Origin of the sequence: Candidatus Venteria ishoeyi (genome assembly GCF_030378065.1) — a bacterium.
Lineage (GTDB): Bacteria > Pseudomonadota > Gammaproteobacteria > Beggiatoales > Beggiatoaceae > Venteria > Venteria ishoeyi.
Genome location: NZ_JAUCGJ010000007.1, coordinates 51,513 through 64,663 on the forward strand (window position 1 = coordinate 51,513; position 13,151 = coordinate 64,663).

Annotated in this window: 13 protein-coding genes; 7 read left to right on the forward strand and 6 right to left on the reverse strand. The window is 45.5% G+C overall.

The genetic code is table 11. From position 1 onward, the window contains the following. Nucleotides 1-169 precede the first annotated feature (169 nt). Nucleotides 170-799 (reverse strand): SGNH/GDSL hydrolase family protein, encoded by a 630-nt coding sequence (locus QUF61_RS03595; RefSeq protein ID WP_103922373.1) that lies wholly within the window; start codon nt 797-799, stop codon nt 170-172. Further along, nucleotides 796-1,284 carry an asparaginase domain-containing protein gene (locus QUF61_RS03600; RefSeq protein ID WP_289680490.1) on the reverse strand — a complete coding sequence of 163 codons (489 nt, stop codon included), beginning with the start codon at nt 1,282-1,284 and terminating at the stop codon, nt 796-798. The genes QUF61_RS03595 and QUF61_RS03600 overlap by 4 nt, the downstream gene beginning before the upstream one ends. A gap of 320 nt (nt 1,285-1,604) precedes the next feature. Between QUF61_RS03600 and modA the strand changes: the two genes are divergently transcribed. The 3 genes from modA to modC are packed head-to-tail and all read left to right on the forward strand — an operon-like array spanning nt 1,605 to nt 4,105. Next, entirely contained in the window at nt 1,605-2,351 is a 747-nt protein-coding gene (gene modA / locus QUF61_RS03605) for a molybdate ABC transporter substrate-binding protein (RefSeq protein ID WP_289680491.1), read from the forward strand. A 15-nt stretch (nt 2,352-2,366) separates the two neighbouring features. Further along, nucleotides 2,367-3,035 carry a molybdate ABC transporter permease subunit gene (gene modB, locus QUF61_RS03610; protein WP_103922370.1) on the forward strand — a complete coding sequence of 223 codons (669 nt, stop codon included), beginning with the start codon at nt 2,367-2,369 and terminating at the stop codon, nt 3,033-3,035. Next, a complete protein-coding gene (modC, locus tag QUF61_RS03615; protein ID WP_289680492.1) occupies nt 3,032-4,105 on the forward strand; it encodes a molybdenum ABC transporter ATP-binding protein in 1,074 nt (357 codons plus the stop codon). Before modB ends, modC begins: the two co-directional genes overlap by 4 nt. On the opposite strand, the gene tadA is transcribed toward modC, so the two are convergent. Together tadA and QUF61_RS03625 are read right to left on the reverse strand one after the other, a co-directional pair. Beyond that, entirely contained in the window at nt 4,094-4,564 is a 471-nt protein-coding gene (tadA, locus tag QUF61_RS03620) for a tRNA adenosine(34) deaminase TadA (protein ID WP_103922369.1), read from the reverse strand. The two genes, modC and tadA, sit on opposite strands and share 12 nt — an antisense overlap. Nucleotides 4,565-4,579: 15 nt before the next feature. After that, a complete protein-coding gene (locus QUF61_RS03625) occupies nt 4,580-5,593 on the reverse strand; it encodes a hypothetical protein (protein WP_289680493.1) in 1,014 nt (337 codons plus the stop codon). Between the two features lie 184 nt (nt 5,594-5,777). Between QUF61_RS03625 and yihA the strand changes: the two genes are divergently transcribed. The 4 genes from yihA to dnaQ all read left to right on the forward strand — a co-directional run bounded on the left by yihA (nt 5,778) and on the right by dnaQ (nt 8,903). Beyond that, nucleotides 5,778-6,383 (forward strand): ribosome biogenesis GTP-binding protein YihA/YsxC, encoded by a 606-nt coding sequence (gene yihA / locus QUF61_RS03630; RefSeq protein ID WP_103922367.1) that lies wholly within the window; start codon nt 5,778-5,780, stop codon nt 6,381-6,383. A 4-nt stretch (nt 6,384-6,387) separates the two neighbouring features. Further along, nucleotides 6,388-7,440 carry an MlaD family protein gene (locus QUF61_RS03635; RefSeq protein WP_103922366.1) on the forward strand — a complete coding sequence of 351 codons (1,053 nt, stop codon included), beginning with the start codon at nt 6,388-6,390 and terminating at the stop codon, nt 7,438-7,440. Between the two features lie 6 nt (nt 7,441-7,446). After that, nucleotides 7,447-8,055, forward strand: a complete 609-nt coding sequence (locus QUF61_RS03640; RefSeq protein WP_289680494.1) for an ABC-type transport auxiliary lipoprotein family protein — start codon at nt 7,447-7,449, stop codon at nt 8,053-8,055. 143 nt (nt 8,056-8,198) lie between these two features. Next, nucleotides 8,199-8,903, forward strand: coding sequence for a DNA polymerase III subunit epsilon (gene dnaQ / locus QUF61_RS03645; RefSeq protein ID WP_103922364.1), 705 nt, complete (start codon nt 8,199-8,201; stop codon nt 8,901-8,903). A 315-nt stretch (nt 8,904-9,218) separates the two neighbouring features. Here the strand turns inward: dnaQ and QUF61_RS03650 are convergent, their stop codons facing one another. Both QUF61_RS03650 and QUF61_RS03655 read right to left on the reverse strand, forming a co-directional pair. After that, nucleotides 9,219-10,733 carry an oligosaccharide flippase family protein gene (locus QUF61_RS03650; protein ID WP_289680495.1) on the reverse strand — a complete coding sequence of 505 codons (1,515 nt, stop codon included), beginning with the start codon at nt 10,731-10,733 and terminating at the stop codon, nt 9,219-9,221. Between the two features lie 9 nt (nt 10,734-10,742). Next, entirely contained in the window at nt 10,743-13,112 is a 2,370-nt protein-coding gene (locus QUF61_RS03655) for a hybrid sensor histidine kinase/response regulator (protein WP_289680497.1), read from the reverse strand. Nucleotides 13,113-13,151: the final 39 nt, after the last annotated feature.

Below are 13,151 nucleotides of genomic sequence, written 5' to 3' on the forward strand. Positions count from 1 at the left end.
GAGTGAGAATTTTATAACTTCAGCAACTTGGCTGGTCTTTTTCTCCATTTTCTGCGTTATGCCTGTTTGGACTTAGGCAGTTACATAGCTTGCTATGCGCCATCACCCGATGCTGGAGCGTAACATAAGTGATTGGGTGCATGGCTTTGTGTAGGCCCGATTAGACAATTTAAGATGACAATTCCGGTAACGCGCCTGTTTTCCGTAAAAGTTTTTCCAGTTCTTCCGCCAGGAACTGATAACCACCGGCATTAGGCAGATTGCTTTGCTTATCCATTTTGTCGATATCTGTATAAATTCTACCCAGAACCGCGCCGTGATAAGGTATCTTAAATGCTCTGCCCATACGTCTGTAAAAATGCGGCGGTGCCCGGTGCTTGCCTTCACCGGGAAAGCCGATTAATACCACACTGACCTGATGCTGCAAGGCGGTATTAATCAGTTGCCGGAAATATTCAACTGTTTGCACCCCATCATCTTTTTCATCGCTCTGGTATCCACTGTGACATAACAGCAAAATTTTGGGTTGATGCTGTTTCAGCAAAGTGCTCAGGCGCGCTCCAGCGACAGCCAGATCCTCACCATCCAGGCCAGCATTTATCACCCGCTGAGGAATCCGGCTTTGTAGCTGTGCAGGGTAAGTCTGCGCTGTTGGCACATGTGCGCCCAAGGTTAAGTTATCCCCAAATGCCAGTATGACAGCCTCTTTATCTAAAGCCGGTAGCTCTGGCACAGAAGTGCCGCAAGCAGTTAAAAAAATAAGTGAAAATAATAAACTGATATGGAAAACTGATTTCATATTTTTACTTGAAAAATCCCTTTTTGTGTATTTTTAATTACCTGATCCCAGTCAAAAATCTGACCATTCATATTGATATAAACGCCAACTGGCAGGCATTGTACGGCAGTAATAGCACCCCCTAAATTAAATAAGGCATCCGATCCCTTAAAAACAAAAGGAATCATGGCACCCAGCAATACAATGGTTTTATTATGGACTTTTTGTGCTAATACTGCCGCCGTTTCTGATAGGGTATCGGTGCCGTGGGTGATAATAATCTGCGTGCTGTCACAACGTAAACAATGCGTACAAATATAATCTCTGTCTTCAGCATGTATATCCAGACTGTCTTTTAACAAGATGGTTTCTACGGAAATATCTGCCAGACAACGTCCCTGTGCCAACATGTCTGGAATCTGTGTACCATCCAAACTTAATCCACCATTAAGTTCATTATAACGTTTATCAATCGTACCGCCGGTTACAAATAATTTAATAGTCATATTATGTCATCTTTTAATTTTTTAGTTTTCTGCAAGGCTGTTATCTCAAATTCAGGCTATTTTACCGTTAGTGAAAAATATAATGAATAAAAATCCTGTGCCCAGTTTCTGACGTTATTTCATCCTCGCTCCTTATTTCATTCTCGCTCTTGCTCCTTAAATCCAGATATAGATGAGTGGATTCTTTTCTCAATACACCATATATTGCTTTTTTACGGTATTTCGGTACGATTGCTACAATACCATTGTACATGGGACTGGCAAAACCTGGCCGACTTGATTTTTTTAGCCGTTGTGCGGCTAAAAAGTGAGAAAATATCGTGATTGCATTAAAAAAAATCTGGCTCAGTATACTGCTGGCCTTAATCTTTACCCCTTATGTCGCCGCCGAAGATGTACATATTGCGGTTGCCGCAAATTTTACTGCGGCAATGAAAGAAATCAGCCGCGTTTTTGAGCGGGAAAGTGGGCATAAAACACGGGTCAGCTTTGGTTCTACTGGCAAACTGTATGCGCAGATTGTCAACAATGCGCCCTTTGAATTGTTTCTGGCGGCGGGTCAGGAACGCCCGCGTCTGTTGTATGAACAAGCGGTCTCAGAGCAAAAGCCCATTACCTATGCCATTGGTAAGCTGGTGTTATGGAGCCGTGATGCTCAGCGAGAAGTGAGTCTGGCAGCATTACAAGCCGGTGACTTTAAACGTCTGGCGCTGGGCAATCCCAAAACCGCGCCTTATGGCACGGCGGCGGCGCAGGTGCTCAAGCATTTGCAACTGGGACAAGCCTTGCGTAAAAAATGGGTTCTGGGTGAAAGCATTGCCCAGGCTTACCAGTTTGTTGCCACGGGTAATGCGGAACTGGGTTTTGTGGCGCTGGCGCAAGTCAGTCTTAATGATAGCGGCGCGCGCTGGCTGGTGCCACAAAGCTATTATGAGCCTATTCGCCAGAATGCCATTTTGCTCAAACGTGGCAGGAATAATCCGGCAGCCAGCGCATTCTGGTCTTATCTGCAAAGTCCGGCGGCGCAAGCCATTATTCAGCAGTTTGGTTATGCAATCCCGCAATAGGACATGGAATAGCGCATGGACTGGCAAGCTATCTGGCTGACACTGAAGTTGGCCGCAACCACAACTTTTGTACTCCTGCTTATCGGCACGCCGCTGGCCTGGTGGCTGGCGCATTCCCGCGCCTGGTGGAAAGAGATTATCGGCGCTCTGGTGGCGCTGCCTTTGGTGTTGCCGCCTACGGTGCTGGGTTTTTATTTGCTGCTGCTGTTGGGGCCTGATGGTGCTGTTGGTAGCCTGATGCAACGCCTGGGGCTGGATACTCTGCCTTTTACTTTTCCCGGACTGGTGGTGGGGTCGGTGATTTATTCTCTACCTTTTGTGGTGCAGCCCATTCGCAATGCTTTTGTTGCCATTGGTGAGCGTCCGCTGGAAGTGGCGGCAACGCTGCGCGCCAGTCCACTGGATCGTTTTTTTGGGGTGGCTTTGCCGCTGGCCTTGCCGGGATTTATCACCGGTTCCGTACTGGGGTTTGCGCACACGGTGGGAGAATTTGGCGTGGTGCTGATGATAGGCGGCAATATTCCCGGAGAAACCAAGGTGCTGTCAGTGGCGATTTATGATCATGTCGAGTCATTGGAATGGACGCAGGCACATTGGCTGGCAGGTGGTATGCTGGTGTTTTCTTTTGTGGTGGTCTTCAGCATGTATCATCTGGAAAAACGCTTACAGAGGAAAGGCTATTGAGCCAGATCGAAGTGTCTTTGACACATCGCCAGGGTGATTTTAAGTTGGATGCGGCTTTCACCACACCCGCATCCGGTGTGACCGCTTTGTTTGGGCATTCCGGTTGCGGTAAGACCACAGTGCTGCGCGCGATTGCCGGTTTATTGCGCGTTGATCAGGGGCGCGTGTGCATTAACGGGGAAACCTGGCAAGAGCGCGAACAATTTATACCCACCCACCAGCGCCCTATTGCGTATGTATTTCAGGAAGCCAGTTTGTTCAGCCATTTATCGGTACGGCGCAATCTGGAATATGGCTGGCGGCGGGTGGCGAAGGAGCAACGCCGGGTACAGTTTGATACGGTGGTGGACTTGCTGGGTGTAGCGCCCTTGTTAAAACGCGCCACCCATCGTTTATCCGGTGGCGAGCGCCAGCGCGTGGCGATTGCCCGCGCCTTGCTCACCAGTCCACAATTATTGCTGATGGATGAACCCTTATCAGCCTTGGATCATAATGCGAAACAAAGCATTATGCCTTATCTGGAAACCCTGCATGATGAGCTGGGCATTCCTTCTTTGTATGTTTCCCACGATCCCAATGAAGTCGCACGACTGGCGGATCATCTGGTATTTTTGGAGCAGGGCAGGGTAAAGGCCTGTGGTTTGGCCGCAGATTTATTGACCCGTCTGGATTTACCGGTTTCCCGTTATGATGATGCGGCAGCAATTCTGGAAGGCCGGGTATCCACTCATGACCCTACTTATCATCTGACCTGGATAGGCATGGATTGCGGACGTGTCGCGGTCAGCCGTGAAGACTTGCCGGAAGGCCACTATGCCCGCGTGCAGATTCTGGCGCGTGATGTCAGTCTGTCATTACGTGCGCATAGTGATACCAGCATTATTAATATTCTGCCTGCCAAGGTGATTGATAGCCGTGACATCAATCCCAGCCAGGTTTTGCTGCGCCTGCAATTAGTGGATGGTCAAATGCTGTTATCACGCATCACCCGGCGTTCTGCGGTAGGCCTGGGGATATGCGAAGGGATGACGGTATATGCACAGGTGAAAAGCGTGGCTTTAATGGTTTAGATTTTTTTTCATTGCCCGACGTTGCCGGAAAAACTGTTGTAAACGCTGGCGGGAGGCTTCTGCCAACACGCCCCCGGCAACCACTACCTGATGGTTATGATGCGGGTCTTGAAGCAATGGAAAAACACTGCCTGCCGCACCGGTTTTGGGATCGCTGGCAGCAAATACCAGACGTTGAATACGGGCGTGAATCATCGCGCCCACGCACATGATACAAGGTTCCAGCGTGACGTATAAGGTTGTACCGGGTAGACGATAATTACCCGCTTGCTGTCCGGCTTGGCGCAAGGCTAAAATTTCAGCATGGGCGCAGGGGTCATTTAAGTGAATGGGTTGATTCCAGCCTTCAGCTAATACGACATCGTCTCTGACGACCAGCGCACCAACCGGGACTTCCCCCATCGCTGCCGCGCGATCAGCCAGTTGCAAGGCTTGTAACATCCATTGTTCATCATTCATTAGGTTAAGCTCAGCTTAGTACAGGATCTGATCCATTTTTTCAGACAATCTTTGCAGCGCATTTTCCGTTTCTTCCAGTTTTTTCGCTTCCGCCGCTTTATATTCTTCGCGCAGCATGGTAATTTCTTCCTTAAAAGCGCGAAATTCAGCAATGGTTTCTTCCATTTCTTTACTGGGAATGCCACCACCACCACCGCCACCCAGCATCATTGGTGGCAAAGCCATTTCAGATTTTGCATCTTCAATATTCACCACATTAACTTCCTTGGGTTTTTCTTTTCCCGCAGGGCGGCGGCTGATACCCTGAATTTGCTGGGCAATAAAAGATTCTTTGAGTTTATTTTCCTGTTTTTTAAGTTTTTCGCGCAAGCCTTCAAGGGCGATCACATCTGCCAGCTCCTTGTCTTGTACGGGTGTTAAACCAATCAGTGCTTTCATTGCCATCATCATCACCAGCAAATCAAAGGCTAACATGGCAACAAACAGCGCAGGAATTTCCAGGCTTTTGGGGTTAAAAAATAAATGACCGGAAGAAAAGTACAATAAATAATTCATCAGTAATACAATACTCACCCGTGGCATGTCTTGTTTCATGGCGTAATGCGTCAGGCCAATGGTTAATAAACCCATGCCACAGGCGACTGCAAGCTGGATTCTTTCATCCAGGTAAATATAGGCTAAACCGTCAGTGACTGAGCCTGCTGGCGGTACCGGAGTGCGTACCGCATAAGCGATGCCCAGTATCAATAACAGTAAGGCCATGTTAAAAATACGCTTGGCGGTAATGGGTTCACAAAGATTACTGGTATTATCCAGTAAAATAGGAATTACCACCGATAACAGACCAATCAGCGCGACCAATTCACCAAAATGATTGGGGGCTATATAACCCAGCAATATGCGATTTTCTTCATACATATTGGGATAAAGTAAAAGAAATAATGCGGCTAAGAAATAGGCGGCGCTGATGCCTAGTAACAGGCGTCTCCAGATTTTTAGGTTTAATAATTTTTTTAGAATTGTCATCATTGTTTATTTTTCTCAGATTTTACCCAGACAGTTAGTTAAGCTGAACTCGATGCAGGTTTTTTTAAGAAAAAGCAGTGAATGTCTGTACTCACTATCAATAACTTAGCGTAAGGCGGAAGCAGTTTTCAGTACATTAAACACTGAAAGGCGCTTACGTCGAACTCAGGTTAGTTAAGGATTTACCATGTCTTCATTATATCGGCAAGCAAATTATTTATGCAGTGCCCACACTTTAGCGCAATTGCCACAAGATCAAGGTTTGGAAGTGGCTTTTGCCGGGCGCTCAAATGCCGGGAAATCCAGCGCCATTAATACGATTTGCCAGCAAAAACGCCTGGCTCGCACCAGTAAAACACCGGGGCGCACCCAGCAAATCATTTTTTTTAATCTGGATGAAACCCGGCATCTGGTGGATTTACCGGGTTATGGTTATGCCAAGGTACCCATGTCCGTTAAAAATCATTGGCAAAAGGTGCTGCAAAATTATTTGATTTCACGCAAGAGCCTGCGTGGTTTGGTGTTGATGATGGATATTCGCCACCCAATGACTGAATATGATCAGAATATGCTGGAGTGGTCGTTAAATTCTGATATGCCCACACATATTTTACTGACTAAAGCCGATAAGTTAAGTCGTGGTAAAGGTCTGGGGGTATTGCAGAAGGTACGTCAGGTGTGCCAGCAAAATGAAACCGAGCATACGCCCATCACGGTACAATTATTTTCAGCACTAAAACGGCACGGCATAGAAGAAGTCCATCAACAGTTAAATCACTGGTTGAACATTTGACAGTATGGATAACAAGGTTAATTATGCTCTGGTTGGCTTTTTTGTTTTGTTTTTGGGTGGTGCTTTCATTTTTATTGCCCTATGGCTGGCTTCAGATCGTGAAAATAAACAATGGCTGACTTTTCAGGCACATTTTAATGAATCCGTTTCCGGTTTGAATCACAATGCGCCAGTGAAATACCGTGGCGTTGAAGTGGGTAAAGTCACCGGTATTTCACTGCTGCCAGCACAACCGGAAAAAATCCGGGTACTGATGCGTATTGATGCAGTGGTGCCGATTAATGTCGATACCATTGCCACCTTAAAAACGCAGGGCATTACCGGACTGGCTTTTATTGAGCTGAGTGGCAGTACGATTGAAGCCCCGCGATTACAAGCGCAAGCGGGGGCAGAATACCTGGAAATCCAAACCGGGCCATCTTTGTTTGTGCGTATTGATACGGCAATTACTGATTTATTATTAAAATTTGAAACCATGAGCAATGGGGCTGAAACCCTCATGCAGCAGCTTAAAGTCGTTTCTGAACGTGCCAACCAGTTGATATCTACAGAAAATATTCAACATTTCAGTGAGACTTTACAGCATCTGGATAATTTGGGTAAGCACTTGCTGCAACATAAAGAATCGCTGGCGCAGGTGATACAAGCCGTTAACCAGACTACAAAAAACACCCAACAGATTAGTGAAAATATCAAACAGGCCTTGCCAGGTACGATTAATCAGTTTAATCAGGCAACCGCAATGGCGATAACGGGTTTTAAAAACTTTGATAGAGTGGTGTTAGAATCTGAGCAGACATTGCTGAACAATCAGGAAACATTACAGCGTACCTTATCCGCAACGGCACGTATCAGCGAGCAAATTGATAGCCTGGTTAAAGATATAAAACCTGATTTACAACGGGTGGGGGGGGAGACCCTGCCAGGGCTGAACAGTACGGTATTGGAGTTGCGCACAACATTGGTTAATTTAAACCGCATAACGCAACAATTACAACGTAACCCCAATCAATTGATTTTTGGTAAGCCGATGATTCAACCAGGCCCGGGGGAGTAGTGTTTAATGCGTTTATCTCTATTAATCTTTTTGTTATTCAGCTTATCAGGCTGTGCAATTTTTCCTGGCAGTAATGAAATTAGTCACCTGCAACATTGGTATCTGGATATTCCACTAGAAAAGCCCAATTTTGTCAGTGACGGCCCCAGTATCAGCGTTGCCATGCCGCGCAGCCCCAGTTTATTGGATAATACGGCTATTTATTATCGTCAGACACCACACCGCATTGAGCCTTATGCCCATAATCTCTGGAGTGCCGCACCTGCGGAAATGCTGCAACCCTTATTGATTAATCAACTGGAAAGCAGTGGTTTTTTTTCTGTGGTGTTAGCTGCGCCTGAAGCAGCGCTTTCCAGCCCCTTACGCCTGGAAACTGAGTTATTAAGGCTGTATCAGGACTATCAGCAGCAACCCAGCCAGATTGTCCTGGCCTTGCGTGCGCAATTATTGGATGTGGGACAACAGCGGGTTTTAGGCTCACAGTTATTTCAAATTAAGCTGCCCACGCAAACTGACGATATGCAAGGCGGTGTCACAGCGATGAATCAGGCCATTGGACAACTACTCAAACAACTCCGCTTATTTGTGATCCAACATTTAACTGAGGCGGCCTAAGCTGATTATTTTTAGTTCAAACCTGAGTTTTATCTGTTTATTCAAACAGCAGCGTGGAGCAATAAGCGGCTTTTTTGTGCCTTAAAGCACAAAAATGAAGCTTTTGCATAACTCCAAAATTTAAGCAAAACAGGACAAAACACATGAGACAAGTAGTGCTGGATACTGAAACCACCGGTATCAATCACAAAGCCGGACATAAAATTATTGAAATCGGTTGCGTGGAATTACTAGATCGCCGTTTGACGGGGAAAACTTATCATGAATACCTGCAACCTGATCGGGAAATTGATGAAGGCGCAATCAGGGTGCATGGTATTAACAATGAATTTTTGCAGGGTAAACCGCGTTTTAGTGACATCAAAGAAGCTTTTCTTGCCTTTATTCAAGGCGCGGAATTAATTATTCATAATGCACCCTTTGACGTGGGATTTATTAATCACGAACTGCACAGTCTGGATGCCAATGCCAAAACCCTGGAACATTTCTGTACGGTGACAGATACCCTGGTGATGGCCAGAAAAAAACATCCGGGACAAAAAAATAACCTGGATGCTTTGTGCAAGCGTTATGACATTAATAACAGTCATCGCGACTTGCACGGCGCTTTATTAGACTCGGAAATTCTTGCCGATGTTTACCTGGCGATGACCGGAGGACAGACAACCCTGTTTATGAGCCAGGATAATGAACAAGCAGATGCCAGTGCGGGTATCCGCCCGATTTCAACCCAACGCACGCCTTTGCCATTGATACAACCCACAGATGAAGAACTGGCAGCCCACCAGAAAAACCTTGAGTTGATAGACAAGGCCAGTGACGGTGCCTGTATTTGGAAAAGTTTATAAACCTTAGGAGTGAGAATTTTATAACTTCAGCAACTTGGCTGGTCTTTTTCTCCATTTTCTACGTTGTGAAAACAGTTACATAGCTTGCTATGCGCCTGTTTTCACGCCTTGAAAATGAATAAAAATCCTGCGCCCAGTTTCTGTATTTATTTCATCCTCACTCCTTAAAACATCCAGTGTTTTGGGCATCGTTTGTATTAATTGGGAATTGGAGATAATTATTTAGTGTTACACAAAAGCTTCTTTTTTGCAGGTTTTGAAGTTTTGAAATACAAAAAAACCGCTTTTGCTTCACGCTAATTCCCATTTTAAATATTACGAAGCTGATGATGATTGCCAGAATAAAAAGCGCTGGCGATCTTCAGGATGCTGGTAAGCATATAATGCGGCAAAAGCTAAAAACATGGGCAGGCTCCAGAATACCAAGGCGAAATAACCTTGAATATTTGGCATCCAGTGCGGGAAATACAACCAGATACCACAGAAAAATAAAGCCAGCAATAAAGGCAAATAGAGTTGACGCAGATACGCAGCTAAGGGAACTTCTAATATCCGGGTCAGGTACAAGGGTTGTAGAAAGACTTTTAAGATAAGCATGGGAATCGCGGTGCCTAAAGCTACCCCGAAAATGCCATAAATCGGTGCCAGATAAATACTTAAGGCCACATTCACAACACCTTCTATCAGAGAAATAACAGCAAACAGTTGATGCCTTTTCAAAGCGTACATCATTGCCACGCTGGTACTTTGCGATAAGGTGACCGCATAAGCAATGGTTAATACCCAAAATGTGGGTAAAACTTCAACAAATTCAGCGCCAGCCCATAAACGTACAAAAGGCTCTCCCCAGATAAGCATCGGCGTGGCAATGGCAAAACTTAAAAAAGCACCGATGGACAAGGATTTTAGAAATAGTTTCTGCAAATATGCGCGATCCTGTTCTCCCGCGATACTGGAAAAACGCGGGGTAAACACGGAAATGGTCGCGGCTGAGATGAATTGTAAATAATAACGTACCAGCACTGCTGCCACGCCGTATATGCCGACTTCTGCAAGCCCCAGCCATTTGCCAATAACAAAACTGTCAAGATTAAAGCGCATGATGTTGGAAATTTCCATGATGGTGGTTGCAATACCAAAGCCCATCAACATCACCAAAGTTTTCCAGTGTCCACCGAATAAATTAAACTGCACATGAGGAAACAAGTGGCGACAGAGATAATAGTTCATGCCTAACATCAATACCGCGCTGACCAGATTCGCCCAGCCTATGCCCACCACGCCCATATCCATTTCCAGCAAGGCAACCACGATCCCCGCACGCAGCACCAGGATAATAATATCAACCAGATTGGCTTCCAAAAAACGTTCATGGGCTTTGATGATGGCACCAAACAAGTTGCCGGGAAACGATAAACCCACGCTGATGCCTAAGATAATAATCAGCTTTTTGAAAGCTTCTACATCAGCCTCTGCCACATCAAAAAACTGTGCCAGAAAGCCATCAATCCAGAAAGAGGCCAGAATAATACCGCCCCCGATAATACAAAATAAAACCAGCGCAGTATTAATTGTGCTATTGAGTCCTTCATAGTCTTTTTGTGCGGCGTATCTGGCAACATAACGACTAATGGCTGATTCGATACCCAAATCCAGAATACCGTAATAACCCACGATGGAGCTGATTAGCATCCAGATGCCAAAACCGGTTTTTCCCAGTTCACCAATGATATAAGAAGTTAGAAAAAAGCCGATTAAAACAGCGGCGACTAAGCCACTCCAGTTGCTCATCATATTCAGCAACAGGGATGGGCGGCGAGATGTAGACATGGGGTTCCTTTAGGTAATATTAAATGGCTTTTCAGCAATTGGGTTGGTTGTTTCTTTTTGCAGAACGGCTTGCACGCGCAGAAATTCCTGTTGAATCTGTGGCAGTAAATCCCTGGCCTGTTGTGCTTCTGATAGTTTGCTAAGCTGCTTACATAAGGCCATTAGCGTTTTTGCACCAAAGCGTGCATTATTTTTTTGCCAATTATCAACAATACGCGGCAGGCTTGCCATATCATTATGCGCAATAGCCGTTGTTAATTGCGCCAGGCTTTCCTCAGACTTATGCAGGTACACCTTGATGAGTGACTGATAAATATTTGCTTTACCTGCGCACAGGTTTTTTAATTCCGCCAGTATTTCCAGGTTTAATGGTGGCATATCAGTTTGTGATGTCGCACTGCATCGCATATCTGCCGGGGCCAGATATTTTTTTAATAGTACATACAAGGCATCTAAGGTAAAAGGTTTGCTTAAATAATCATCCATGCCTGCGGCAATGCAAATCGCCTGATCCCCCTTCATGGCATTGGCTGTTAAGGCAATAATCGGGATGTGCCGTCCACTTTGTTGTTCCTGCTGACGGATGGCCCGGGTTGCTGAAAACCCATCCATTTCCGGCATCTGACAATCCATGAGAATCAAATCATAAGGCTGTTTTGCCAATGCTTGTAAAACCTCTAGTCCATGATTGGCAATATCTGCGTGCAGGTGCATTTTTTTTAACATATTCACCGCAACCAGTTGATTGACTCTGTTGTCTTCAGCCAATAATACCAAGCCGCTTAAAGCCTTAATCCTTAAATCATCTTGCTTGTCTGCTGTGCTTAAATGCTGTTCGCTCTCCAGTGGTAAGCCTGTATCCTGAGATTTACCTTGTCCCAGACAAATGTCAAACCAGAATGTTGTACCCTGACCTTCCTGACTGCGAATACCAATGCGTCCATGCATGAGTTCCACCAGTTGCCTGCTGATTGCCAGACCCAAGCCTGTGCCACCATATTTTCGGGTGGTGGCATCATCAGCCTGGGAGAAAGAGTCAAAAATTTTAGCCTGCATGGACTCAGGAATGCCGATGCCCGTATCCTGAATTTCAACATGTAGCCAGGTTGCACGTTCAGGCAGTGCTTTCATGTGATGTAATGCACCTTGTTTCAAGTGCGAGACATGTATTTTGATTGTCCCCTGTTCAGTAAACTTAAAGGCATTGCCTACCAGGTTAATAATAATCTGACGCAAACGTCCGGGATCGCCATACAGATTTTCCGGCACTCCGGGTTGTATTAATACTTCCAGAGTCAATTGTTTGCTGTCTGCGCGTTCGTGAAATAATTCTAAAGCATCTTTCAGCAATTCCGGCAAATTAAAATCAATATATTCCAGCTCTAGTTTTCCGGCCTCAATTTTGGAAAAATCGAGAATGTCGTTAATAATACTTAATAAAGCTTGCCCTGAACGGGCAATGGTGGCGGTAAACTCGCGTTGTTCTTTGCTTTGCTCGGTCCCCATCAACAACTCAGCCATGCCCAGCACCCCATTCATCGGTGTGCGAATTTCATGACTCATGGTGGCTAAAAATGTGCTTTTAGCACGATTGGCTTGTTCAGCTTCTTCTTTTTCTTTACGCAGCTTTTCCTGTTGTTGCAACGCCTTGCTCATTTTCTCAAAGGCTTTAAGCAAATCACCAATTTCATCATGGCGCTCAGCTTTGATGTCCAGTGTAAAATGTCCACGCCCAATTTCATCTGTGTAGTGCATCAATTGCCGAATAGGTTGAACTAACTGGCGCACAATTAATATGACAAAGAGTCCTCCCACCAGCAATAACCCCAGCGTACTGAAAATAACTGTCCACAGATTACGGTATAAACTCTGCCGACCTTGCTCTTTCATATACTCATGAATAATCAAAACTTCCTGTTGCATTTTATGCAAAGACAAACCCAGTTTGACGCCACCTAAAGGGTCATCCATCATCCACATGCTCAGGGAGAGTTCTAAAATATCCAGGCTCAAAGTGACCTGAATATCGCGGGGTGTACTGTCCAAAAGTGGCTCAGCAACGGCTTTGCCAAAATCGGGAATATTTTCATCACCATTGTGTACCAGGCTGCCTGTGGCATCATAGACCTGCACATAAGCTACCTGATCATTTTGCTTGGCAACCGTGAGCAACTCATAAATTGCCTGCATATTATAGTTATATAAGGGGTTTAATAGATTTTCTGCCAGTGCGTTGATAATGACCTGGCCTTCATGCTCAACCTGTTCAATGCGTCCTTGCACCATCATTTCGGCACTGCTGTCACTGAGGCTGAGTAAGGTGCTGCGAAATTGCCACACCAGCGCGCTGGACAAAATCAGCACAATGCTGATAATCATAGAGCTAATTTGTAGAAAGTAACGGGTTTTTAGACGCAT

Coding starts and splice junctions, on each gene's coding strand:
- QUF61_RS03595 (WP_103922373.1), bottom strand. CDS start 799: ATGAAATCAGTTTTCCATATCAGTTTATTATTTTCACTTATTTTTTTA.
- QUF61_RS03600 (WP_289680490.1), bottom strand. CDS start 1,284: ATGACTATTAAATTATTTGTAACCGGCGGTACGATTGATAAACGTTAT.
- modB (WP_103922370.1), top strand. CDS start 2,367: ATGGACTGGCAAGCTATCTGGCTGACACTGAAGTTGGCCGCAACCACA.
- tadA (WP_103922369.1), bottom strand. CDS start 4,564: ATGAATGATGAACAATGGATGTTACAAGCCTTGCAACTGGCTGATCGC.
- QUF61_RS03625 (WP_289680493.1), bottom strand. CDS start 5,593: ATGATGACAATTCTAAAAAAATTATTAAACCTAAAAATCTGGAGACGC.
- yihA (WP_103922367.1), top strand. CDS start 5,778: ATGTCTTCATTATATCGGCAAGCAAATTATTTATGCAGTGCCCACACT.
- QUF61_RS03635 (WP_103922366.1), top strand. CDS start 6,388: ATGGATAACAAGGTTAATTATGCTCTGGTTGGCTTTTTTGTTTTGTTT.
- QUF61_RS03640 (WP_289680494.1), top strand. CDS start 7,447: ATGCGTTTATCTCTATTAATCTTTTTGTTATTCAGCTTATCAGGCTGT.
- dnaQ (WP_103922364.1), top strand. CDS start 8,199: ATGAGACAAGTAGTGCTGGATACTGAAACCACCGGTATCAATCACAAA.
- QUF61_RS03650 (WP_289680495.1), bottom strand. CDS start 10,733: ATGTCTACATCTCGCCGCCCATCCCTGTTGCTGAATATGATGAGCAAC.
- QUF61_RS03655 (WP_289680497.1), bottom strand. CDS start 13,112: ATGATTATCAGCATTGTGCTGATTTTGTCCAGCGCGCTGGTGTGGCAA.